This window comes from Actinomadura flavalba DSM 45200, assembly GCF_000374305.1.
GTDB lineage: Bacteria > Actinomycetota > Actinomycetes > Streptosporangiales > Streptosporangiaceae > Spirillospora > Spirillospora flavalba.
On sequence record NZ_KB894099.1, the window covers coordinates 71,432 to 94,032 of the forward strand.

Here is a 22,601-nt window from a genome sequence, read left to right on the forward strand (position 1 = left end):
CGCCCATGGATGGATTAGCTGGCCAGGACCTCGTCGAGGAGGGCTTCGGCCTTGTCCTCGTTGGTCTTCTCGGCCAGCGCCAGCTCGCTCACCAGAATCTGGCGGGCCTTGGCCAGCATGCGCTTCTCGCCTGCGGAGAGCCCGCGTTCCTTGTCGCGGCGCCAGAGGTCGCGGACGACCTCGGCGACCTTGTTGACGTCGCCGGACGCAAGCTTCTCCAGGTTCGCCTTGTACCGGCGCGACCAGTTCGTGGGCTCTTCGGTGTAGGGTGCGCGAAGCACCTCGAACACCTTCTCCAGCCCCTCCTGGCCGACGACGTCCCGGACGCCCACTTCTTCGACGTTCTCGACCGGGACGCGCACCGTGAGGTCGCCCTTGTCGACCTTGAGAACCAGGTAGATCCTCTCCTGGTCCTTGATGGTGCGGGTCTCGATGGCCTCGATCCGAGCAGCCCCGTGATGGGGGTAGACGACGGTGTCGCCGACCTGGAAAGTCATGTGACAAGTACCCCTTCCGCTGGAACCAGTTTAGCACGCGCCGCACAGTGGCCGCACCGGCGTTCACGACAAATGCGCAGGTCAACCCCCTTATTGGGGCCTTGACAAAGGCGGCGATCGGTGCGTGCGGCACCAGGTCGACCCGCGCGAGGATCAGCCGCGCCCCCTGTCGGCGGCACGAAGGCGCCGCATACTGGGAGACGGAAGCCGGGTTCTTTCCAGGGTACGAAACCTCGCGAATGGGTAAGAAAAGGGCTCTGTGGACCCCGGCGGAGTCCCCGGAGGTGAGGTGCGGCGTGCGGCCAGGCGGCGACCACGAACCCGACGATTACGGACTTCCCCCTGTCGACGTCGTGGTGCCCGACGACGCGCGCGAACTCGCCGGCGACGTCACCGCCTACCACCGCGAACGCAAGCGCGAACGCCGCCGCACCCGGCTGCGCCGCCTGCTGCGCCCCGCCACCCGCTTCGGCCTCGCCGTCCCGGTGATCACGCTCGCGCTGCTCGTCGCGATCGTCAGCGGCACCCTGCTCACCATGCTCGGCTCCCGGTCCGCGCCGCGTCCGGCCGGTCCCCTGCTCAACCCGTCCCCCACGGCCCGTCCCGGGGAGGTCGGCGGGCTGCTGCCGCGCGGGAACGTCGCCGTCGTCAACGACGGCCGCCGGGCCCGCGCCCTCGCCGACCTGCGGCCCGGCATCATCGCCGTGGCGGGCCCCGGCTGCCGGTGCCGCGCGGTGGTGGCCGAACTGGCCACCCGCGCCCGCGAGAACCGGCTGACCCTGTGGCTCGTCGCGGACACGCGCGGGCGCACCGTCTCGCACGTCCAGGTCCGCGACGAGCTGCGCGCCCTCGCGGGCGACGGACCCGGCGAACCACCGCACTTCGTCGAGGACAACTCCGGCCTTCTCGCCCGCACCTACGCGCCCGCCGAGGGCACCCGCGACGCGGGCCTCACCGCCGTCCTCGTCCGCGCCGACGGCACCGTCACCGAGGTGCGTCCGGCCGCGCGGCTCGACGCCGAGCTCACTGAGAAGATCAAGGTTCTGCGCTGACGGAGTCTTTCCCCGTCTTTCCCACCCCGGCGGCGGAAGACCGCCCCGGCCTCGCTACGCTTTGTCCGCACCCCTACCAGGCCCCTCGCGAGGAGATCGACGCCGTGATCCGAAACAGCCGACGAGTGGCGACACTCGCCGTCGCGGGTGCCGTCGCCATCGCGCCGGTGATCTCCGGCTGCGGCGCCGGCATGGAACCCGGCAGTGCCATGCCGTCCCAGCTCACCGAGGGCGTCAACGTCTCGGTGCCGCGGAACGCCCCGCAGGTCGACGTCCGCAACATGTTCCTGCTCGGCCCCAAGCCGGACGAGAAGCTGACCGCGGGCGCCCGCGTCCCGCTGTACGCCTCGATCGTGAACCGCGCGTCGCAGCCCGACCGGCTCACCGCCGTGCGCGCGCCGGGCAGCTTCAGTTCGCTGCGCATCCAGGGCGGCGCCGTCACGCTGCCGCCCGCGTCCGCCGACGGCACCGGCACGCTGACGTCGCTGGCGGGCGAGGCCGAGGAGTCCGCGAGCCCGAGCCCGCGCCGTCCCGGCGAGGCCCAGTCGCCGACGCCGCGCGCCTCCGGCGAGGCCAGGGAGCCGTCTCCGCGCCCCACCGGCGAGGAGAGCGAGCAGCCCGCCGAGCAGCAGACCGAGCGCCCCACCGAGCAGCCGACGGCCCAGCCGTCCCCGCCCGGCGGCAGCCACGCGGCGACGACCGGTGAGACGGCTCGCCCGTCGCAGACCCCGGCTCCGACGGCCGGCGCGAAGCAGCCGCTCGTCGTCCTCGGCGGTCTCTCCCGCGACGTCGTCGGCGGCGAGTCCGTCCGCATCACGCTCGTCTTCGAGCGCGCGGGCGAGGTCACGGTGTCCGTCCCGGTCGTCCCGCAGCAGCACGAGTACGCGCACTACACCGCCGTCACCGCGGGCGTCCCCCTCCCCCGCCCCACGGAAACCGCCACCCACGCCCCGGAGGAAGGCGCCCACTAGGCCGCCGCCACGCATCCAGAAGGCCCGCCCGGACCAGTCCGAGCGGGCCTTCTCACGTTCCCGGCACGCACCGGCCGGTCGTCCACGATCGAGGGGTCTCGCGTTACCTAAAGGGCCTTGACGACACCGGAGAATCGACGGAAGTCGGCCCGGCTCACAAGGACCATGTCGCCGTCGCGGTCCTTGGTGTCACGAATGGCGACGGTGCCGGAGACGCTGGCCAGCTCGATGCAGTCATCCTGCGGGTGGCTGTGGGTAGCCTTGCGCCACGTCGCGTTACTGAGATTCATGTTCCTTGCGTACCCGCCCGACGAAGGCACGGAACTCGGAACGACCGACCAGGAGGGTTCCGCCATCGCGGTCCTTGGTGTCACGAATGGCGACGGTGCCGACGACGCTGGCCAGCTCAATGCACGCGTCGTTCGCATGACTACGCGAAGCCTTACGCCACGCCGCGTTAGCGAGATTCATGTTCCTTCCGCACCTTTCTGAGGAACGCAAGAGAGTCGGCCACGTTGAGCGCCTTCCCCTGCATTTGGGCGTACAGCGCGGTACAGGACTCTACCTGGTGCGGGTCCGTGGTGGTCAAGCCGCCCACCTGATGCGTGATGTACGCCATCTGGCGACCGTCCGCTTTGGTTGCGATATCAAAGTCGCCCCGCAATTCGGCAAGGTGAGCCCACTTCGGGAGAATCTGGACCACCGCCAAACCCCGTTCGGACACATCGACCAGGTGATCCATCTGCCCACACATCACGTCCGGAGGCCCGACACAGTTGTAGAGAGCGTCCTCTTTGATGATCGTAGAAATCATCGGGCGCGGCGTCTGATGAAAGATCGCCTGCCGGGCCACACGGGCTTCGAGCACTTTCTCGTCAGGCACGATGTGGCTGGCATACTCGCGCGTCTGAAACAGTCCGCCGACGATCATTGAGCAGAAGCTACGGACCTGGGAGGAGGTGTACTCGAACCGGGGGTAGTTCCGGTACGTCACCAGGAGTCCGGCCTGGCTCTCCTTCTTGCGGTCCTTGAGCGGCTTGATGTACTCGACCCACGCCTTGTACAGCTCGGTCTGGGTTCCGTCGTTCTCCTCGTCCGTGATGCCTTCGAGCGCCTTGCCCAGTCGTGCGGCGAAGTCACCCCGGCACAGCGTCGAACCGGCTTCGACTTGCGAGATGTACACGCGCCCGACAGTGACCATCGCACCGACTTCGCCTTGGGTCACACGTCCGGGCATCTCTTGACGCAACCGCCGCGCCACCTGTCCGAAAGCAATCGATTCGGGCACTCTGGGGGGATTTGGCATCCTCGGACCTCCCGTTCCGTGGTCGCGAGAGTAGATGCTAGCGGCAAAGTACCTGGCGTGGCGGTTGTGTCTTACTTACCTTCCTTCGGCTCCCGCACGCGGCAATGGTTGTGCTTCGAGACACATTCATGATCACGCGGGGAGCGCGTAGCGGAGGTATCGGTCATGATCACAATGGAGAAGCCCAAGAAGATCGCCCCGGGCATCTTCCGGCCCTATCCGGGCGGTGCGCTCACCGATGTGCGGCGTGCCCGTGCGGCGGCCGAGGATTGGGCGGGCGGCGAGGGTTACCCGTCCGGCGTGGTCGATTCCGTGGCGCTCGTCATCACCGAGTTGTGCACGAACGCGCTCCGGTGCGTCGCGGGCGCGGCGGGCTTCGCGGCCCTGGTCTACCCGGTCGAGCTCCCGTCCGGAGCGGCGGGTGTCTGCGTCGAGATCTGGGACGCCGACCCCGAGCACATGCCGGAACAGCAGGAGCCCGACTTCGCCGCCGAGTCCGGCCGCGGCCTGTTCATCGTGAACAACCTGACGGGCGGCCTCTGGGGCGCCCAACTCCTCGCCTACAACAAAGGAAAAACAGTATGGGCGGCAATTCCATGCACATGAACACCATGAAGACGCGCGAGGTCGCGCGCCTCTTCGGCGTCACCCCCTACACGGTCATCCGGTGGAAGCGCCGGAACCTCCTGGCGGCGGGAAGCACCCCCTCCGGGCACCTGCGGTTCGACCGCGCCGAGGTCATGGAGCTGTACCGGCGCGGAATGACCGACGAATGACCGGCCTCAAAGCCCGGGCCACGTGGTTCGCCCGGGCGCGGCGGCCACGTCGGTCCTGGCCCGGGAGATGACCGTGCTCGTGCGGTGATCCGGGCAAGGTCGCGGACACGCGGTCCGAACGCCTCGGCACAGCACGCCTCTAGACCGGGGGCACGAGACGTACCGCCCCTTGCGTCCCGTGCCCCCGCCAACGGCCCCCGTGCCGCGATCCGGAGGGGAGAACGCGGCACGGGGGCGCTCCGCCGACCCCGGCGAGAAAGTTATCCACAGGCTGCGACGGCCGGTCGCGGAGTGTGATCGGGCCTGCTTGGCTGGTCTCCGAAGGGATCAGAGGAGGGCCGGATCATGCGAGGAACGACGTCATGGCCCGCACGGGCGAACCGTGCGGGCCGGGGGCTGGTCAGGCGGCTGCGATCAGGGCTCGAACTTGTAGCCCAGGCCGCGCACGGTGATGATGTGCTTCGGCGCCGAAGGCGTCGCCTCGACCTTGGCGCGCAGCCGCTTGATGTGCACGTCGAGGGTCTTGGTGTCGCCCACGTAGTCGGCGCCCCACACCCGGTCGATGAGCTGCATCCGCGTCAGGACGCGCCCGGCGTTGCGCAGCAGCACCTCCAGCAGCTCGAACTCCTTCAGCGGAAGCGCCACCGAGTCGCCGCCGACGCTGACGACGTGCCGCTCGACGTCCATCCGGACGGGCCCCGCCTCCAGCGTCGCGACGATCGGCTCCCCGGTCTCGCCCCGGCGGCGCAGCACCGCGCGCATCCGCGCGATCAGCTCCCGGGTCGAGAACGGCTTGGTCACGTAATCGTCGGCGCCCAGCTCCAGGCCGACCACCTTGTCGACCTCGCTGTCCTTGGCGGTGAGCATGATGACCGGCACGTTGGAGCGCGAGCGCAGTTCCCGGCACACCTCCGTGCCGGGCAGGCCCGGCAGCATGAGGTCCAGCAGGACGAGGTCGGCGCCGGCCTGGTCGAACTGGTCCAGCGCGTCGGGGCCGGTGGCGGCGATCGCCACCTCGAACCCCTCCTTGCGCAGGTTGTAGGACAGGGCGTCGCTGAACGACTCCTCGTCTTCGACGACGAGCACGCGGGTCACGGCAGGTGCCTCCTAGCGGGACGGGTCACGGGGCGTGGCGGGAGGGACGGGACCGTCCGGCGGGGTCGGCCCGCCGGAGGGCGACAGCAGCGGAAGCTTGATCGTGAACGTGGAACCGGAGCCCTCCTCGCTCCACACGGTGACCTCACCGTGGTGCTTGGTCGCGACGTGCTTGACGATGGCCAGGCCGAGCCCGGTGCCGCCGGTCTGGCGGGAGCGGGCCGGGTCGACGCGGTAGAACCGCTCGAAGATGCGCGGCAGCTCGGTGGTCGGGATGCCGATGCCCTGGTCGGTGACGGCGATGCCCACGGTGTCCCCGCCTGGCTCCACGACCACGGCGACGCGCGTGTTCTCGGGGCTGTAGGCGACGGCGTTGTCGACGAGGTTGCGCAGCGCGGTCACCAGCAGTTCCTCGTCGCCGCGCACCTTGAGCCCGGCGGCGCCGCCGGTCGTCAGCTCGATGTGCTTGGAGCCCGCCCGGATCTGCGCCCGGTCGACGGCCTCCGCGACGACGTCGTCCAGCGCGACGGGCCGCAGCTCGGGCAGCGGCTCCTCACCCTGCACGTTCGACAGCGTCATGAGGTCCTGCACGAGGCTGGTGAGCCGCACCGACTCGTGCTGCATCCGCCCGGTGAAGCGGCGGACGGCCTCGGGATCGTCGGCGGCGCCCTGCACGGTCTCCGCGAGCAGCGCCAGCGCGCCCACGGGCGTCTTCAGCTCGTGGCTGACGTTGGCGACGAAGTCCCGCCGGACGGCCTCGACGTGCCGGGTCTCGGTCAGGTCCTCAGCGAGGACCAGCACCAGCCCCGAGCTGCCGAGCGGCGCCACCCGGACCGCGTACCAGCGGCCCTCGGCGCGCGTCCGGGCGTTGCCGCCGAGCTGGAGTTCGGTCTCGCGGATCTCCCCGTCGCGGCGGACGAGCCGCGCCATCGCGACCAGTTCGTCCACGCCGAGCCGGTCGTCACCGACGAGCCCGAAGGCCCGCGCGGCGGGGCTGGCGCGGACCACGCGGTCCTCACCGTCGACGACCACGGCCGACGAGCGCAGCACGCTCAGCACCGACGCCACCCCGGGCGGCACACCGCCCGGGTTCGCCGACGCGGGCGGCGCCTTCTGCGCGCGTTCGCTGGCCCGGACCGCGAGTCCGGTGGCGAGCCCGATCGCGAGCCCGGCCAGGCCCGTGAGGGCCGCGACTATCTCCACCTGCACACTTCGGATCGTAAGCGGCCCGGCGCGGGCCGCCGCACACCGGGACGGAACCTGGGGCGACGTTCCCCCAAAGTTCACCTTTCCCTTCGGGTGCATTCATTCGGGGAGGTAAGGCTGTGGCGTGGGCGAGTCCGCCCCGGTGGCCCGCACCCGGGCCGCGCCCCCGACCCTTCAGGATTGAGACGACGTGCGCGACGCCTACCACGAGGAACTCGACTCCCTCTCCGACCGTCTCGTGGAGATGACCCGGCTGGTCCGCTCCGCGATGACGCGCGCGGTGACGGCCCTGCTCGACGCCGACCTGCGGCTGGCCGAGGAGGTCATCAGCGGGGACGAGCACATCAACAAGATCGACCTGGAGCTGGAGGAGACGGTCTTCGAGCTGATGGCGCGCCAGCAGCCCGTCGCCGGCGACCTCCGCCAGGTGATCACGGCGCTGCGGATGAGCAACGACCTGGAGCGCATGGGCGACCTCGCCGTCCACATCGCCAAGACGGCCCGCCGCCGCCACCCCGAGTCGGCGGTGCCGCCGGTCCTCCAGGCGACGATCCTGCAAATGGGCCAGATCGCGGAGCGCATGGTCGCCAAGGCGGGCTCCGTCATCGCCTCCAAGGACGTCGAACTCGGCCTGGAACTCGACGCCGACGACGACGAGATGGACCGCCTGCACCGCAAGGTCTTCGACATCCTCCTGTCGCCCAAGTGGAAGCACGGCGTCGAACCGGCCGTCGACATCACCCTGGCGGGCCGCTACTTCGAGCGCTTCGCCGACCACGCGGTCATCGTCGCGGAGAACGTCGTCTACCTCGTCACCGGCCAACGCCCCGAGGAAATCTCCGACGACCCGTCCTAACCCACCACGCCCAACACCGACCCACCACAGCACCCGTCACCACAGCACCCGTCACCACGGCACCCGTCACCACCAGGCCCGTCAACACCGGACTCGTCAACTCCGAGCCCGTCGGCACCACTACCGGTCTGCACCACCCGTCAGCACCGAAACCGGTCGTACCACTACCGGTTGGCCCGGTGTCCGTCGGCTCCGAGCCCGACTGCCCGGCGGTCCTCCTACCCGCCCCGCACGACTGCCGGACGGAGTTCCCCGCCCGGCACACCGCCGGACGGGGCTTCCCCGTGCCCCCGGACTGGACTCTCGCGCCCCGGGCGAGACTCGCGGGCCTCATACGACGACCGAGACGGGGGTCCGATGGCCCCGCGCGGCCCCCGAACAGGGCTCCCGCGCTCCATCCGACCCCCGGAACGGCGGTCCGCGCCCCACGCGACCCCGGGGATGAAGATTCCCCGGCCCGCACGGCCCGAGGCGGCTTCGCCTCGCCCGCGCGGGGTTCGCCTCGCGCAGGCCGGGTTCGCCTCGCGTGGGCGGAATCCGCTCGGGCGAACGGGGTTCACCTCGGCAGGCCGAGGTTCGCTCACCCGCGCGGGATTCACTCGGGCGAGCGGGGTTCACCTCGGGCGGGCCGGGGTTTCGCTCGGGCGAGCGGGGTTCACCTCGGGCGGGCCGGTGTTGGTCTTGGACGGGTGGAGTTCGCTCGCCCGTGCGAAATCCGCTCGGGCGAGCGGGGTCACCTCGGGCGGGCCGGGGTTTCGCTCGGGCGAGTGGGGTTCACCTCGCGCGAGCGAACCCCACTCGCCCGCGCGGAGTTCACTCGCCCGCGCGAGTTCGCTTGCCCGCGCGGGGTCCGCCTCGCGCGAGCAGGGTTCGCCACGCGCGTGCGGAATCCGCTCGCGCGTGCGGGATCCGCTCGGGGTTCGCCACGCGCGTGCGGAATCCGCTCGCGCGTGCGGGATCCGCTCGGGCGAGCGGGGTTCGCCTCGGGCGAGCGGGGTTCGCCTCGGGCGAGCGGGGTTCGCCTCGGGCGGGCCGGGGTTCGCTCGCCCGCGCGGGGTTCGCTCGGGCGGGGCGGGGTTCGCTCGCCCGCGCGAGGTTCGCTCGGGCGGGGCGGGGCGGGGCGGGGCGGGGCTGGCTCGGGCGGGGCTGGCTCGGGCGGGGCGGGGCTGGCCTCGGGCGAGCGGGGTTCGCCTCGGGTGGGGCTGGGTTCGGGTGGGGCTGGGTTCGCTCGGGTGAGTGGGGTTTGGCTTGCGTGGGGTTGGGGTTTGGTGGGTGGGTGGGGGTTGTGGTTTTGGGTCAGGGGGTGGTGGGTTCGAGGTTGGTGGCTATGCGTTCTAGGAGGGTGGTGAGGGTGGTGTAGTCGGTGGGCGAGAGGCCCTTGGTGACGGTGGTGCGGAGGGTGTGGACCGTGGTGGTGATGCGGGTGTGGACGGTGCGGCCCGTGTCGGTGAGGGTGACGCCCTCGGGGGTCTCGGTGGTCCAGCCTCGGGTGGCGAAGGTCTCCAGGCGGGGGCGGAGGGTGGGCTCGGACGGGCCGAGGAAGGGGCGGAGTGCTTCGTCCATGGCGTCGGGGGGCGTCGGGGCCTCGGACAGGATGTTGAGCATCTGCCAGTCGCGGCGGTCGATGCCCTCGTCGGACAGGGCCTGCGCGAAGGCGGCCTCCAAGCGGGAGTCGATGGTCTTGAGCCAGTAGCCGAACGGTTGCTGTGACATGACACCTCTCTATGCATGTTCTTTTACATGTAGTTGTAACCTAACATGCATGGAGACGCCGGAAGACGCCGTGGAGCGGGCCATGGTCGCGATCCGCCGGAGTCAGAGCCGCCGGACGCTGGCGCGGCTCGCCGACGCGGACGGCATCGACCCGACGCTGCTCGGCGTGCTGGACGCGATCGAGGGACGGGGGCGGCCCTGCACCGTCACCGAGATCGCCGCCGACCTGCACGTCGACCAGCCCCGCGCGAGCCGACTCGTCGCACGCTGCCTCGCGGACGGCCTGCTCACCCGGCACGCCGACCACTCGGACGGCCGCCGCTCCCCCGTCGCCCTCACCACCCTGGCCCGCGACCGCCTCGCCCACGCCCGCGCCCAACGCCGCGCCGTGTTCGGCGCGGCCATGGCAGCCTGGCCAGAGACCGACCGCGCCACCTTCGCCCGCCTCCTCACCGACTTCGTCACCTCCTTCACCGACGTAGTCCAACGCGAGCGCCGTGACCCGGACGGGCCGGTCCAGACGTAATCCAGCGCGAGCACCGCGACCCGAACGGGCCAGCTCAGACGTAGCCCAGCGCGAGCGCCGCGACCCGAACGAGCCGATTCAGACGTAGTCCAGCGCGAGCGCCGCGACCCGGACGGGCCAGCTCAGACGTAGCCCAGCGCGAGCGCCGCGACCCGAACGAGCCGATTCAGACGTAGCCCAGCGTGACGCCCCGATCCGGGCAGCCGGTTCAGTAGTTCGGGTTGTTGGTGTGGGGGATTTCGATGCTGATGGGGAGGTTGCCTTCGGAGAGGACGAGGAGGGCGCCGAGGCGGAGGATTTCGTCGAAGGCCCAGTACGCCTTTTGCAGGGCGCCCGGTGCCTTTTCCAGGGAGAGCAGGCCCTCGCGGACGGCGATGAACGGTTCCCAGGCGTGCTGGAAGATCGGATCCCACAGGGGGTCGCGGCGGATTTTGAGCCAGCCGGCGATCTCGTCGCCCAGGACGTAGCGGGTCAGGGAGCCGAGGATCGGCTTGCTGAGCAGGCCGCCGTCGATGGTGGCGCCGAGGTTGAGCAGCATGTCGGCGAGCTTCACGCCCTCGGGCGTCGGCGCGAGGATCGGGCCGAGCACCTGCGCGGCCTGCGCGTCCGCCTCGGCCCAGGACACCGGAATGTACTCGTCCCGGATGCCGAGCAGGTGCGCGGTGAGCTGCCAGGAGTGCAGGAACGCATCGGATTCGGCGGCCGGGATCGGCACCTTCCATTTGACGAGGTTCTGCATGACGGTCGTCGGCAGGCTGTGCCAGGTGACCATCAGGTCGGCCTGGCTGATCGGGACCTTCTCGTCCGCGACCTTCGACCAGTGCGCCGACTTCGGCAGCAGATTGCGCACCCCCGCGTGCGCCAGCCGCGTCTTGACGCAGGTCACCACCATTTCGCCGTCCGGCTTGAACGCGTTGGACGTGCCGATGTCGTAGCCGAGTTTCGCGGTCTTGGTGATGCGGTCGCGCATGTCGGCGCCGCCCTTGGAGTAGTAGACCGCGCGGGCCTCCCGGGGAATGACGGTACTCATCATCCCGCTGGCGAACCCGTAGGTGACGCCGAGATAGAGGCCGCGTTTCTCGTTGAAGTGGACGGCGGTGGCGAGCTTTCCCTGATCGGCCCAGGACGGCAGCCGCCGCGCCTTCTCCATGAAGCCGCGCAGGTCGGCGGGCAGCCCGGACGGGAGCGGCTGGCCGTTCTTCGTCCATTTCCGCAGCTCGGCGTTGACCTTGGGGACGTCGCCGCGCGCGAGCAGCGCGGCGACCAGCTCGTCGGCCTCCCGATCCCAGACCGTGCGGGGGTCGGCGCCCGCGCCCGTCCCGGCCACCGAGCCTTGCGGCGACCACGTCCACAGGGCGTTCGCCTGCGCGGGCACCGCCGCGCTGAGCGCGCCGACGGCGCCGAGCGTCCCGCCCGCCACCAGCACGTTGCGTCTGCTGGGCTTCTCCATGCCTGGACTCCTCCTCGGGGGACGGAGCAGTTGATACGTTGATACGTAGACTGCATCCGCGTATCACTCAATGAAGCACACTGTGTCGGCGGTCACAAGACCTATCGTGGAAGCGCCGCCCGGGAGGGAACCGTGGAATCTGCACCGCCGACGTCCGGCGCCGATTCGCTGCTGGAGCGCGCCTTCAGCGACGCCGTCGAGGGCGTGGACGACACCGACGCGGCGCGCGCCCGCATTCTCGACGCCGCCCACGAGCAGTTCTGCCGGATGGGCATCCAGCGCTCGACCATGGAGGACGTCGCCCGCCGCGCGGGCGTTTCCCGCATCACCGTCTACCGCCGTTTCACCACGAAGGACGCCCTGGTCGAGCAGGTCGTCCGGCGCGAGTTCCGCCGCTACTTCGACCGTTTCCTGGTGGAGATCGAGCGGGCCGAGACGGCGGCCGACCGTGTCGTCCTGGGTTTCGTCAGCTCGCTGCGCGCCATCCGCGCCAACCCGCTCATCGGCGGCCTCATCGCCACCGAGCCGGACTTCCTGGTCCCTACGATGATCAGCGACGACGGCCGCACGCTCGCCAGCGTCCGCCAGTTCGTCGCGGGCCAGCTCCGCCGCGAGCAGAGCGCGGGCCACGTCGCCCCCGGCCTCGACACCGACCTGGTCGCGGAGATGATGGTCCGCGTCTCGGCGTCGTTCCTGGCGATCCCGAGCCCCCTGGTCGACCTGGACGACGAGTCCCGCCTCGCCGAAATAGCCCGCCACTTCCTCGTCCCCATGCTGAACCCGCGAACGCCCGACGCCCCCTAGGCCGTTTCCTTCGGATCATCGGTTCACGCGTGTCGTCGACTGACCGCCCGATGAGCGAGGATCGAGCCCCTACTGCCGGACGGAAACCTCAGTCTCCGGCCCGGTAGGTGTTGATCAATACGCCGGACGGTGTCGGTTCTGTGGCGGTGAGCGTCAGGTCGCGCGACCTCGTGCCGTCGGTGAAGAGCCGCTTCCCGCTCCCCAGGATGAGGGGGAAGACCAGCAGCCGGTACTCGTCGACGAGATCGGCCTCGATGAGGGTTTCGAGCAACCCTCCGCTGCCCAGCACCACCGTCTCGCCCTCGGACGCGGCCTTGACGCGCCTGACCTCCGCCGCGAGATCCGCGCCGAGCACGGTGGTGTTGGCCCATCCCGGGTCCTTGAGCGTGCGGGAGGCCACGTACTTGGGCATCGCGTTCATCGCGGCCACCGCAGGGTCGTTCATGTCGGCGTACGGCCAGACGGCGGCGAAGATCTCGTAGGTTCGGCGGCCCAGGAGCAGGCCGCCGGCGCCGGCCGTGGCCTCGCTCATGAACCGCTCCACCGCCTCGTCGACGTAGGGCAGCACCCAGCCGCCTTGATCGAACCCGCTGTCCCGGTCCTCGTCGGTCGAGAGGACCTACTGCATGACGCCGTCCAACGAGACGAAGTTGACCACGGCCAGCTTCCCCATGTGCTGCTCCCATCTGTGTACTTACAAGGTCGACTCCACGCAGGAACAGGACTCATCGGTCGCGGCGGCATCCTCAAGGCGTAGATCCCGAAGAAGCGGCCCAGACGTCCGCCTCGCTCACGCACGGTGACCGGTTCAGCCCGTTTGCCGTCCTTGACGTGCTAGGTCGCGAAGTATACAAACGTTCATACAGCCCTGGTGCTCATGAGGAGGCGGTCTTGGTCACATACCGAGCGGGTGAGGTGTCCCGGAGAGGGTTCCTGGTGGGGGCCGGGTCCATGGCGGCACTGGGACTGGGGGCGGCGGCCTGCGGCAGCGGCGGGTCGGGCGGCGGCACCGGAGCCGTGCGGATCGGGTGGGTCGAGCCGAAGACCGGCCGCCTTGCCGCCGCGTACAAGCCGATCTACGTCGGGGCGCGGCTCGCGCTGGAGGACATCGGCAAGGCGGGCGGGATGCTGGGCGCGGCCGTCCGGGTCGACGAGCACGACGACAAGGGCAGCCCGGCCAGCCAGCCCGCCGTCGCGCAGCGGCTCATCCGGGACGAGCCCGCCTTCGTGGTCGGGCCGACCGGCAGCTCACAGGTGCTGGCGTCGGTGTCGGCGCTCGCCCGCGCGAAGCTCGTCCAGTCCGCGTGGGGCGGCTCGGAGCGGCTCGGGGACGGCGACCAGTTCCCGTTCCACTACCAGCTCGTCTACAACACGACGCAGCAGGCGCGGGCCGCCGCGCGGTTCCTGTACGAGGTGCGGGGCCTGCGCAGGATCGGCATCATCGTGGAGAACTCCGAGTTCGGGACGTCGATCCGCGACGCGGTCACCGCGACCCTGCGGGACGCCTACCGCGCCGCGCCCGTCGCCGTCGAGGTGTTCGAGGTGGACGCCGCGGACATGACGCCGTTCGTCCGCAACCTGGAACGTGCCAGGGTGGACGGGCTCGGCCTGTTCACCGGGCAGCCGCAGGCGACGGTGCTGATCCTGCGGGCGATGGCCGCGACCGGCTTCCACCCGCTGATCGTGTCCCACGACCTCAACTACATCAAGGCGCTGGAGGAGTTCCCGCGCCCGCTGCTCGACAAGTTCCACGGCACCACCTACCGGGGCCTGACCTACACCGACGGCGAGCGGCCGTCCGAGCGCGTGCGCGCGCTGGTCGAGCGCATCAACGCCCACCCCGACACGGCCGGGCTCGGCTACTCGGCGGTGACCAGCCCGTACTACGACTACCTGATGCTGATGGCGCAGGTCGTCAAGGAGACCGGCAGCGCCGACCCCGCCCGGCTGAAGGCCGCGCTGGACCGGATCGACGGCTTCGAGGGCACCCGGGCGAAGGTGTCGTTCACCGCGAAACGCCACTCGGGCATCGCGGACGCGGACGTCACGATCGGCACGCTCATGTCCGCGACGGAGCCGCAGAGCATGGGCGGCGTCCTGCGGCGCCGCGCGGACGGGGCGTGACCCCGCGATGATCGCCGAGATCCTGGTCCCCGGACTGGCCTTCGGGAGCCTGTACGGGCTGGTGGCGATGGGCTTCAACGTCCTGCACCGGCCGACGAACGTCGTGAACTTCGCGCAGGGCGAGCTGATCATGATCGGCGCGATGGTGATGGCGCTGTCCCCGATCGGGCGGCTGCCCTGGGGGCTGGCCGCCGCCGGGGCGATGGCGATCGTCGCGCTGGTGGCGCTGGTCGAGGAGCGGGTGGCGGTGACGCCCGTGCTGCGCAGGTCGGCGCACGCGGCGGGCTGGGTGATCACCACGCTGGCGTTCTCGCTGCTGCTCGCCGAGGCCGCCGGGCGGCTGTGGGACGACCAGCCCGGTGCCGTCGCGCCGCCGTGGCCGCTGTCGCTGGACGTCCACGAGGTCGCGGGCGTCCGTTTCTCCAGCTACCAGGTCGCGGTGGTGGGCACGGCGATCGCGGTCGTGCTGCTGCTCGGCCGACTCGACCGGTCGCGGATGGGCACCGCGCTGCGGGCCGTCGCGGCCGACCGGGACGGTGCCCGGCTGCGCGGCATCGACCCGACGTCGCTGACCCGCCGCTCGTTCCTGCTCGGCGGTGCGCTGGCCGGGTTCACCGGGGTGCTGGCGGCGCCGCTGCTGCTGGCGTCGGTGACGATGGGTCTCGGGCTGCTGATCAAGGGCTTCGCGGCCCTGGCGGTCGGCGGCATCGGTGATAACCGGGGCGTGCTGGTGGCGGGCTGGCTGCTCGGCACCGTCGAGGCGGCGGGCGCCGCGTACGCGTCGCCGGGATCGCAGTCGGTGGTGCTGTTCGGGGCGATGCTGCTGATCCTGGTGATCCGTCCGCACGGGCTGCGGGGGCTGGCGGTACAGCGCCATGTCTGATCTGTTCGCGCGGCGCAGGCTGCCCTGGCTCGTCCTGCTCGCGGTGGCGGCGGCGCTGCCGCTCGTCAGCGGTGACCCGACGGTCACCTATCTCGCCACGACCGCCGCGATCTACGTGCTGGTGGCGACCGGCCTGAACGTCATGTTCGGCTACACCGGGCAGGTCTCGCTCGGGCAGGGCGCGCTGGTGGCGGTCGGCGCGTACGCGACGGCCGTCCTCATGGTGAGCCACGGCTGGTCGTTCTGGGCGGCGGCGCCGGTGGCGGTGCTGGTCGCGGGCGGGGCGGGGACGCTGATGGCGCTGCCCGCGTTCCGGCTCTCGTCCTGGTACATCGCGCTCGTGACGCTCGGCGTCGCGATGGCGGTGCGGAGCCTGCTCGTGGAGTTCGAGGGGGTGACGGGCGGCTGGTCCGGGCTGGTGGGGGTGCCGCGTCCGGCGGTCGGGTCGTTCGAGTTCGGGGAACGGGATTTGCTGTGGCTGGTGCTCGGCGTGAACGTCGTGGTGCTGGTCGTGGTGCGCAACATCGTGGACTCGCGGCTCGGGCGCGGCATGATGGCCGTCCGCGACGCGCCGGAGATGGCGCGGAGCGTCGGCGTCGCCCCGGCGCGGGCGAAGCTGTTCGCGTTCGCGTGCGGCGGCGCGTCGGCCGGGCTGGGCGGGGCGCTGCTGGCGGTCCACCACGGCCTGGTGACACCCGACGACTTCACGCTCGACTTCTCGATCCTGTTCCTCCTGGTCGTGATCATCGGTGGCGCGGCCCGGCTCTCCGGCCCGATCATCGGCACGCTGCTGTTCTTCGCCCTGCCCGAGTTGCTGACCGGGCTGGCCGAGTGGCGCGGGCTCATCTACGGCGTCGCGCTGCTCGTGCTCATGGTCTACCTCCCGCAGGGCGTCGCCGGGTCGTGGCCCGGCGTGCTGCGGCGCCTGCGCCGGAGCCGTCCCGCTCCCCCGCCCGCCGAGCCCGGCACGACGGGGGCGGCGCGCGTGGAGACGCCGCTGGGTGACGCGCTCGGCGTCGAGCTGACCGGTGTCCGGAAGTCGTTCGGCGGGGTGCACGCGCTGCGGGGCGTCGATCTCACCGTCGAGGCGGGCCAGGTGCACGCGATCGTCGGGCCGAACGGGTCGGGCAAGACGACGCTGCTCAACGTGATCAGCCGGCTGCTCCGGCAGGACGACGGACGGGTCGTGCTCGGCGACGCCGACGTCAGCCGCGCCCCGGCCGAACGGCTCGCGCGGCGCGGCGTGGCCCGCGTGTTCCAGACGCCGCGCCTGCTGGACGCGTCCACGCTGCGGGAGAACGTCCTGCTCGGGGCGTACGCGCGGGAGCGGGCGGGCGGCGCGGCGACCGTGCTGCGGCTGCCGTGGGCGCGCCGCGAACGCGCCGGGCTGCGCGCCGAGGCCGACCGGCTGCTCGCCGCGCACGGCCTGGCCGGACGGGCGGACGCCCCGGCGGCCGAGCTGCCGCACGGCGAACGCCGCCTGCTGGAGGTCGCGCGGGCGCTGATGGCCCGGCCGCGCCTGCTGCTGATGGACGAGCCCGCCGCCGGGCTGACCCCGCGCGAGCTGACGGCGCTGGGCGCGCTGATCCGCGCGATCCGCGACGCGGGCACGACGGTGGTGCTGGTGGAGCACCACATCGAGCTGGTCGCGAGCGTCGCGGACCGGGTGACCGTGCTGGACCAGGGGTCGGTGGTGACGTCGGCGGCGCCGGACGAGGCGCTGGGCGACGAGCGGGTCGTCGAGGTGTATCTGGGAGTGGCGCAATGAAGGAACTGCTCACCGTCACGGATCTGAGTTCGGGGTACGGGGCGGTGCCGGTCGTGCGGTCGGTGGACTTCACCGTCCACGCGGGCGAGGTGTTCGCGATCGTCGGCGGCAACGGCGCCGGAAAGACGACGCTCCTCAGCACGGTCTCCGGCCTGCTGCGGCCGACGGCCGGGTCGGTGCGGCTCGCGGGGACCGACGTCACGGGGTGGGCGCCGGAGCGGATCGTGCCGCTCGGGCTCGTGCACATCCCCGAGGGACGGCGGCTGTTCACCGGGCTGACGGTGGCGGAGCATCTGCGGCTCGGGCTGTGGAACGTCCCGGGCGGGCGTTCCGTCGAGCGGGCGCGCACCGAACGGGTCGTGGACCTGTTCCCGGTGCTGGGCGAGAGGATGGACGCCTACGCCGAGGTGCTGAGCGGCGGGGAACAGCAGATGCTGGCGATCGGGCAGGCGCTGATGCGCGAGCCTCGGGTGCTGCTGCTGGACGAGCCGTCGATCGGGCTCGCGCCGGTGATCGTCCGGCGGGTGTTCGCGGCGGTGGACCGGCTGCGCGCCGAGGGGCTGGCGGTGGTGCTCGTGGAGCAGCGGGTCGGGCAGGCGCTGGAGCTGGCCGACCGGGGTCTCGTGCTGCGGCACGGCCGGGTGGCGGCGACGGGCACGCCCGCCGAGCTGGCGGACGGTTCCGCGCTGCGCACGGCGTACCTGGGCGCGGCGGCCGGGCGGACGACCGAGGAGGGGCGATGAGCTGGTGGGGTCCGGAGGTGCCGGAGGCGGCCGACTGCGTGCTCGCGGAACTGCTGACCCGCCGGGCGGCCGAGCATCCCGACCGCGTCTACGCGGTCTTCGAGGACGGGTCGGAGTGGACCTACGCCGCGACGCTGGCCGAGGCCGAACGCGTCGCGGCGGGGCTGCACGCGCTCGGGGTGCGCCCGGGCGACCGGGTGGTGGCGTGGCTGCCGAACGGGCCGGACGCGCTGCGCGTCTGGTTCGGCGCGAACCTCGCCGGGGCGACGCTGGTGCCGCTGAACACCGCGTACCGGGGACGGCTGCTGGAGCACGCGGTCGGGCTGTCGGGGGCGCGGGTGGCGGTCGTGCACGCCGACCTGGCCGGGCGCCTGGCCGACGTGTCCACGGGTGCCCTGGAGCATGTCGTGGTGCTCGGCGGCGACGCGTCCCCGGTGCCGGGCGTCGCCGTGTCGGGGCCGGAGATGCTGGCCGCGCCCGCGCCGGGGTTCCGTGGGGAGACGCCGGAGCCGTGGGACGCGTACGCGGTGATCCTGACGTCCGGGACGACGGGCCCGTCGAAGGGCGTGGTGTGCTCGTACGTGCAGCTCGCGGCGTGCGCGCGGGCGGCGTTCGGAGACTGTTTCGGGCCCGGCGACCGGTACATGGTGAATCTGCCGCTGTTCCACGCGGGCGGCACGATCGGCACGTACGCGGCGTTGCTGCTGGGCGGCGGGATCAGCCTGGTGGGCGCGTTCGACACCGAGCGGTTCTGGCCCGCCGTCCGCGCCACCGGCACCACGCACGTCACGCTGCTCGGCGTGGTGGCGACGTTCCTGGCGAAGCGCCCGCCGTCCCCGGCCGACCGCGCGCATCCGCTCCGGCGCGTGTTCATGGTGCCGCTCGTGGACGACGCGGCGGAGTTCGCCGCGCGCTTCGGCGTCGAGGTCGTCGCGATGTTCAACATGACCGAGGTGTCCATTCCGATCATCTCGGGCCCCGATCCCGGCGTTCCGGGCACGTCCGGGCGGCTGCGTCCAGGCGTCGAGGCCCGCGTCGTGGACGAGCACGACCGCCCGGTGCCGGACGGCCGCGTCGGCGAACTCGTGCTGCGCACCGACCAGCCGTGGGCGCTGAACTCCGGCTACCTCGGCATGCCCGAGGCGACGGCCCGCGCGTGGCGCAACGGCTGGTTCCACACCGGCGACGCGTTCCGCACGGTGGACGGCGAGTACTTCTTCGTCGACCGCATGGGCGACACGATCCGGCGGCGCGGCGAGAACATCTCCTCGGCCGAGGTCGAGGCCGAGCTGCTCGCGCATCCGGCGGTGCGGGAGGCCGCCGTCGTCGCGGTGCCGAGCCCGCTGGGCGAGGACGACGTCCTGGCGGTCGCGGCGCCGGTCGAGGGCGCCACGATCGACCCGGCCGAGCTGCTGCGGTTCCTGATCCCCCGCATGGCGCACTTCATGGTGCCCCGGTACGTCCGCGTCGTCCCCGAGCTGCCGCACACCCCGACCAACAAGGTCGAGAAGCACCGGCTCCGTGCCGAGGGCGTCACCCCCGGCACGGTCGACCGCGAGGCCCTGGGCGTCCGCGTCCGCCGCGACCGCATCGGCCCCTGATCGGAGTCAGGGCCGGGGGTCGGCGCCGGCGAGCTGGAGCGCGAGGAAGGCGTAGTGGTCGGCGAGCTGCGCGGCGCTGAGGGAGCGCGCGGGACGGAACCACTGCCCGGCGTTGATGCACATGTCGAGGATGGCCTTGGCCACGATGTCGACGGGGACCGGCGCGGGCCGGTCGTCCAGCCGGAAGGCGCCGGTGGCCAGGCCGCGTTCCAGCGTGCGCTCGAAGAGGCGGCGGACGCGGCGCTGCGCGTCGAGCACTTCGCGGGCCTGCTCGGGCGGCAGGTGGCGCCACTCGGTGCGGGCGACGATGCCCTCGACGCGGCGCTCGGTGTGGAAGCGGGTGACGGCGCGGACCAGTTCGGCGAGCTGGCGTTCGGGACGGTCCCCGGCGCCCAGCAGCGCGTCCTCCAGGGCGCGTTCGGAGTCCTCGTGGGCGCGGGTCAGGATCGCGTAGAGGACTTCCTCCTTGGACGCGTAGTGGTTGTACAGCGAGCCCGCCGTGACCCCGCACGCGGCGGTGATCTTGCGGACGCTGCTGGCGGGGAAGCCCTCCTCGTAGAAGAGGCGGGCGGCCTCGTCGAGGATGCGGCGGCGCATCGCGGTGCCGTCGGCGGTCGTCCGGGATCGTGTGCTGGTCACGCTTCGACGCTATCACCGCGATGAACGTTCATTGACCTGAAACGACGCGCTCTGATAAACAAACGTTTGTACACACCTGAAGGGGGCGCGCATGGGCAGACCGGTCATCGACGTCTGCGAGGTCGCCTACGACACCGAGTGCTGGCGCGCATACCTGGGCGCGCTGGCCGCGCGGGCGCCGCGCTACCTCGTGCTGTTCGCCGGACGCCTCGCCGCGCTCACCGCAGGCTCCGCCGCCGAGGTCGCCGCCGGAGCGGTACGCGACCCGGCCGCCACGGCCGACCGCCTCGCCGCCGCCCTCGGACGCGACTTCGACATCGACCGCCACGTCGAGGCCCGCGCCGCGAGCGGCGTGACGCGCCAGATCCTGCACGGCGGCCCGTGGCCCGTCGCGGGCGGCACGGTCAACGACCGCGTCGCCGCGCTCGTGGCCCGCCACCCCGACCGGCTCGGCCTGTGGGCGGGGATCTCCCTGGCCGACCCCGACGCCGCGCTCACCGAGGCCCGCCGCGCGCTCGACGTCTCCGGCGCGTCCGGGCTGTCGGTGATCCCCTTCCTGGACGGCGCCGACCCCTCCGCTCCCGAGCACGACCGGCTGTGGCGCCTGGCCGCCGACCGGGACGTCCCGGTCTGGGTGCACTGCGGGCAGCACTTCCGCCGCGACGTCCCCTTCGACGTGTCCGCGCCCCGCGTCCTCGACCGCGTCGCCGGAGCGCACCCCGGCCTCACGCTCGTCGCGGGCCACGGCGGCTGGCCTTGGGTCGCGGAAATGCTCGCCGTCGTCCAGCGGCACCCCCGCGTCTACCTGGAGTTCTCGTCCCACCGGCCCGCCCGCATGGCCGTCCCGGGCTCGGGCTGGGAACCCCTGCTGGCGCTCGGCGGCACCATCGCCCGCTCCCGCGTCCTGTTCGGCTCGACGAGCTGGACCCAGGCCGCCGGACCCGCCGACCTGGCCGCCGAGGTCGCCGGACTGGGCCTCCCCGACGACGTCGTCGGCGCCTGGCTCCACGACAACGCCGCGCGCCTCCTCGGCACGGGACGGGCCGCGTGAACGGGCGCCGGGTCCTCGTCACCGGAGCGGCGGGCGGCATCGGGCGGGCCATCGTCGCGGACCTGCTGCTGCGGGGCGCGGCGGTGCTGGCCACCGACGTCGACGCCGACGGGTGCGCACGGCTGCGCGGCCGGTTCCCCGGCGAGCCGATCCACGTCGTGCCGCTCGACCTCACCGCCCCCGGGGCGCCCCGCCGCCTCGTCGCGGAGGCCGCCGACCGGCTGGGCGGCCTCGACGGGCTCGTCAACAACGCCGGCGTCGAGCACCGCGCCCCGCTGGACGAGCACAGCACCGCCGACTGGGCCCGCGTCCACGACATCAACCTCACCGCGCCGTTCCGGCTGGCCCGCGCGGCGGCGCCCGTCCTGGCCGGGCAGCCGGGCGCGGCGATCGTGAACGTGTGCTCGATCGCGGTGACCGGCTTCGCCGGGCAGGCCGCCTACGACGCCAGCAAGGGCGGGCTGCTCAGCCTGACCCGGGCGCTGGCCGTCGAGCTGGGGCCGCGCGGCGTCCGCGCCAACGCCGTCTGCCCCGGGTTCATCGACACGCCGATGCTCGACGCGGGCGGGCTGCGGGAGCTGGCGGAGAAGGTCGCCGCCCGGCTGCCGCTCGGCCGGTGCGGGCATCCGGAGGACGTCGCGGCGGCGGTCGGCTGGCTGCTGCGCGCGGAGGCGGGCTACATCACCGGCCAGGCACTGTTCGTCGACGGAGGGATGGTCAGAGCGTGACGGACCGACAGGAGAACACACCGCTGCTGGTCACCCGGCCCGCGCCGGGCGTGCTGTGGCTGACGCTGAACCGCCCGCACCGGCGCAACGCGCTGGACCGGGCGCTCGGAGAGGAACTGCTGCACGCCCTGGAACGCGCCGGGACCGACCCGTCCGCGCGGGTCGTCGTCCTGACGGGCGCGGGCACCGCGTTCTGCGGCGGCGACGACCTGGACGCCGTCGCCGAGCACCTGGCCGGGGACCGCACCCGCTCACCGGTGCTCGGCGACACCGCCGACCCGATCTACCTGCGGATCGTCGAGGCGATCGTCACCGCGCCGCAGCCCGTGATCGCGGCCGTCAACGGCGCCGCCGCCGGGGCCGGGACGGAACTGGTGTGCGCCGCCGACCTGCGCATCGCCGCGAGCACCGCCCGCATCGGCAGTTGCCTGCTGAACGTCGCGCAGGCCGGGACGGCGGTGATGCTCGCCCGCGTCGTCGGCGCGGTGCGCGCGACGGAGATCTTCCTGTCCGGCGGGCTGCTCGACGCCGCCGAGGCCGAACGCCTCGGCATCTACGGACGCGTCGTCCCCCCTGACGACCTCGAAGCGGTCGTGCTCGCGGAGGCGCGGCGGCTCGCGGCGGCGCCGACCCGCGCGATCGGGCTCTACAAGGAGCTGCGCGAACGCGTGTACGGCCAGCCGCTGGAACAGGCGCTGCGGCTCCAGAACGCCGCCCACATCCGCAACAACCGGGAGGTCGCGGACGCCGTCGAGGGCGCCCGCGCCTTCGTCGAGAAGCGCGACCCCGAGTTCACCGGCCGCTGAGGAGGC

Annotated in this window: 25 protein-coding genes; 15 read left to right on the forward strand and 10 right to left on the reverse strand. The window is 72.3% G+C overall.

What is annotated here, in order from left to right; genetic code table 11:
* Window positions 1–14: 14 nt before the first annotated feature.
* On the reverse strand, window positions 15–497 hold the full coding sequence (locus C229_RS0122810) for a CarD family transcriptional regulator (protein WP_018657431.1): 483 nt from the start codon (window positions 495–497) through the stop codon (window positions 15–17).
* Between the two features lie 296 nt (window positions 498–793).
* Between C229_RS0122810 and C229_RS0122815 the strand changes: the two genes are divergently transcribed.
* A complete protein-coding gene (locus tag C229_RS0122815) occupies window positions 794–1,549 on the forward strand; it encodes a hypothetical protein (protein ID WP_051109061.1) in 756 nt (251 codons plus the stop codon).
* A gap of 104 nt (window positions 1,550–1,653) precedes the next feature.
* Window positions 1,654–2,520: a copper chaperone PCu(A)C gene (locus tag C229_RS0122820; RefSeq protein ID WP_155885005.1), complete on the forward strand. Its 867-nt coding sequence runs from the start codon at window positions 1,654–1,656 to the stop codon at window positions 2,518–2,520.
* Between the two features lie 107 nt (window positions 2,521–2,627).
* Here the strand turns inward: C229_RS0122820 and C229_RS0122825 are convergent, their stop codons facing one another.
* The 3 genes from C229_RS0122825 to C229_RS0122830 are packed head-to-tail and all read right to left on the reverse strand — an operon-like array spanning window position 2,628 to window position 3,808.
* Window positions 2,628–2,810 (reverse strand): DUF397 domain-containing protein, encoded by a 183-nt coding sequence (locus C229_RS0122825; RefSeq protein ID WP_018657433.1) that lies wholly within the window; start codon window positions 2,808–2,810, stop codon window positions 2,628–2,630.
* Window positions 2,797–2,991 carry a DUF397 domain-containing protein gene (locus C229_RS33800; protein ID WP_081640003.1) on the reverse strand — a complete coding sequence of 65 codons (195 nt, stop codon included), beginning with the start codon at window positions 2,989–2,991 and terminating at the stop codon, window positions 2,797–2,799. Before C229_RS33800 ends, C229_RS0122825 begins: the two co-directional genes overlap by 14 nt.
* Window positions 2,978–3,808: a DUF5753 domain-containing protein gene (locus C229_RS0122830; protein WP_155885006.1), complete on the reverse strand. Its 831-nt coding sequence runs from the start codon at window positions 3,806–3,808 to the stop codon at window positions 2,978–2,980. The genes C229_RS33800 and C229_RS0122830 overlap by 14 nt, the downstream gene beginning before the upstream one ends.
* A gap of 183 nt (window positions 3,809–3,991) precedes the next feature.
* Here C229_RS0122830 and C229_RS31500 point away from each other — a divergent pair, with 183 nt between their 5' ends.
* Complete coding sequence (locus C229_RS31500) at window positions 3,992–4,432, forward strand: ATP-binding protein (protein WP_018657435.1); 441 nt, start codon at window positions 3,992–3,994, stop codon at window positions 4,430–4,432.
* The gene (locus C229_RS33805) at window positions 4,408–4,602 is read left to right on the forward strand and encodes a helix-turn-helix domain-containing protein (protein WP_026314069.1); all 195 of its coding nucleotides are present in this window, start codon (window positions 4,408–4,410) and stop codon (window positions 4,600–4,602) included. The genes C229_RS31500 and C229_RS33805 overlap by 25 nt, the downstream gene beginning before the upstream one ends.
* Window positions 4,603–5,016: 414 nt before the next feature.
* Here the strand turns inward: C229_RS33805 and C229_RS0122845 are convergent, their stop codons facing one another.
* Both C229_RS0122845 and C229_RS0122850 read right to left on the reverse strand, forming a co-directional pair.
* Window positions 5,017–5,697, reverse strand: coding sequence for a response regulator transcription factor (locus C229_RS0122845; RefSeq protein ID WP_018657437.1), 681 nt, complete (start codon window positions 5,695–5,697; stop codon window positions 5,017–5,019).
* 12 nt (window positions 5,698–5,709) lie between these two features.
* Window positions 5,710–6,906, reverse strand: coding sequence for a sensor histidine kinase (locus tag C229_RS0122850; RefSeq protein WP_018657438.1), 1,197 nt, complete (start codon window positions 6,904–6,906; stop codon window positions 5,710–5,712).
* 187 nt (window positions 6,907–7,093) lie between these two features.
* On the opposite strand from C229_RS0122850, the gene phoU reads away from it, so the two are divergent.
* A complete protein-coding gene (gene phoU / locus C229_RS0122855) occupies window positions 7,094–7,759 on the forward strand; it encodes a phosphate signaling complex protein PhoU (protein ID WP_018657439.1) in 666 nt (221 codons plus the stop codon).
* A gap of 1,296 nt (window positions 7,760–9,055) precedes the next feature.
* Here the strand turns inward: phoU and C229_RS0122860 are convergent.
* The gene (locus tag C229_RS0122860; RefSeq protein WP_018657440.1) at window positions 9,056–9,472 is read right to left on the reverse strand and encodes a hypothetical protein; all 417 of its coding nucleotides are present in this window, start codon (window positions 9,470–9,472) and stop codon (window positions 9,056–9,058) included.
* 49 nt (window positions 9,473–9,521) lie between these two features.
* Between C229_RS0122860 and C229_RS0122865 the strand changes: the two genes are divergently transcribed.
* Window positions 9,522–9,998, forward strand: a complete 477-nt coding sequence (locus C229_RS0122865; protein WP_018657441.1) for a MarR family winged helix-turn-helix transcriptional regulator — start codon at window positions 9,522–9,524, stop codon at window positions 9,996–9,998.
* A 208-nt stretch (window positions 9,999–10,206) separates the two neighbouring features.
* On the opposite strand, the gene C229_RS0122870 is transcribed toward C229_RS0122865, so the two are convergent.
* Window positions 10,207–11,448, reverse strand: a complete 1,242-nt coding sequence (locus tag C229_RS0122870) for an oxygenase MpaB family protein (protein ID WP_018657442.1) — start codon at window positions 11,446–11,448, stop codon at window positions 10,207–10,209.
* A gap of 132 nt (window positions 11,449–11,580) precedes the next feature.
* On the opposite strand from C229_RS0122870, the gene C229_RS0122875 reads away from it, so the two are divergent.
* Window positions 11,581–12,252: a TetR/AcrR family transcriptional regulator gene (locus C229_RS0122875; RefSeq protein WP_018657443.1), complete on the forward strand. Its 672-nt coding sequence runs from the start codon at window positions 11,581–11,583 to the stop codon at window positions 12,250–12,252.
* An 88-nt stretch (window positions 12,253–12,340) separates the two neighbouring features.
* On the opposite strand, the gene C229_RS32370 is transcribed toward C229_RS0122875, so the two are convergent.
* Window positions 12,341–12,820, reverse strand: coding sequence for a dihydrofolate reductase family protein (locus C229_RS32370; protein WP_018657444.1), 480 nt, complete (start codon window positions 12,818–12,820; stop codon window positions 12,341–12,343).
* A 383-nt stretch (window positions 12,821–13,203) separates the two neighbouring features.
* On the opposite strand from C229_RS32370, the gene C229_RS0122885 reads away from it, so the two are divergent.
* Genes C229_RS0122885 through C229_RS0122905 form a run of 5 tightly spaced genes read left to right on the forward strand, consistent with a single transcriptional unit; the run spans window position 13,204 to window position 19,371 of the window.
* Window positions 13,204–14,376 carry an ABC transporter substrate-binding protein gene (locus C229_RS0122885; RefSeq protein ID WP_018657445.1) on the forward strand — a complete coding sequence of 391 codons (1,173 nt, stop codon included), beginning with the start codon at window positions 13,204–13,206 and terminating at the stop codon, window positions 14,374–14,376.
* Between the two features lie 7 nt (window positions 14,377–14,383).
* Window positions 14,384–15,259 (forward strand): branched-chain amino acid ABC transporter permease, encoded by an 876-nt coding sequence (locus C229_RS33135; protein WP_018657446.1) that lies wholly within the window; start codon window positions 14,384–14,386, stop codon window positions 15,257–15,259.
* Window positions 15,252–17,027 carry a branched-chain amino acid ABC transporter ATP-binding protein/permease gene (locus tag C229_RS0122895; RefSeq protein ID WP_018657447.1) on the forward strand — a complete coding sequence of 592 codons (1,776 nt, stop codon included), beginning with the start codon at window positions 15,252–15,254 and terminating at the stop codon, window positions 17,025–17,027. The genes C229_RS33135 and C229_RS0122895 overlap by 8 nt, the downstream gene beginning before the upstream one ends.
* Window positions 17,024–17,770 (forward strand): ABC transporter ATP-binding protein, encoded by a 747-nt coding sequence (locus C229_RS0122900; RefSeq protein WP_018657448.1) that lies wholly within the window; start codon window positions 17,024–17,026, stop codon window positions 17,768–17,770. The genes C229_RS0122895 and C229_RS0122900 overlap by 4 nt, the downstream gene beginning before the upstream one ends.
* Complete coding sequence (locus C229_RS0122905) at window positions 17,767–19,371, forward strand: AMP-binding protein (protein ID WP_018657449.1); 1,605 nt, start codon at window positions 17,767–17,769, stop codon at window positions 19,369–19,371. Before C229_RS0122900 ends, C229_RS0122905 begins: the two co-directional genes overlap by 4 nt.
* A gap of 6 nt (window positions 19,372–19,377) precedes the next feature.
* On the opposite strand, the gene C229_RS0122910 is transcribed toward C229_RS0122905, so the two are convergent.
* Window positions 19,378–20,010 carry a TetR/AcrR family transcriptional regulator gene (locus C229_RS0122910; protein ID WP_018657450.1) on the reverse strand — a complete coding sequence of 211 codons (633 nt, stop codon included), beginning with the start codon at window positions 20,008–20,010 and terminating at the stop codon, window positions 19,378–19,380.
* Between the two features lie 91 nt (window positions 20,011–20,101).
* Between C229_RS0122910 and C229_RS31515 the strand changes: the two genes are divergently transcribed.
* From C229_RS31515 to C229_RS0122925, 3 genes are read left to right on the forward strand one after another with little or no spacing between them, the layout of a single operon-like run.
* Window positions 20,102–21,061, forward strand: coding sequence for an amidohydrolase family protein (locus C229_RS31515; RefSeq protein WP_018657451.1), 960 nt, complete (start codon window positions 20,102–20,104; stop codon window positions 21,059–21,061).
* Window positions 21,058–21,789 (forward strand): SDR family NAD(P)-dependent oxidoreductase, encoded by a 732-nt coding sequence (locus tag C229_RS0122920; protein ID WP_018657452.1) that lies wholly within the window; start codon window positions 21,058–21,060, stop codon window positions 21,787–21,789. Before C229_RS31515 ends, C229_RS0122920 begins: the two co-directional genes overlap by 4 nt.
* On the forward strand, window positions 21,786–22,595 hold the full coding sequence (locus C229_RS0122925; protein WP_018657453.1) for an enoyl-CoA hydratase-related protein: 810 nt from the start codon (window positions 21,786–21,788) through the stop codon (window positions 22,593–22,595). Before C229_RS0122920 ends, C229_RS0122925 begins: the two co-directional genes overlap by 4 nt.
* The last annotated feature ends 6 nt before the right edge of the window (window positions 22,596–22,601 follow it).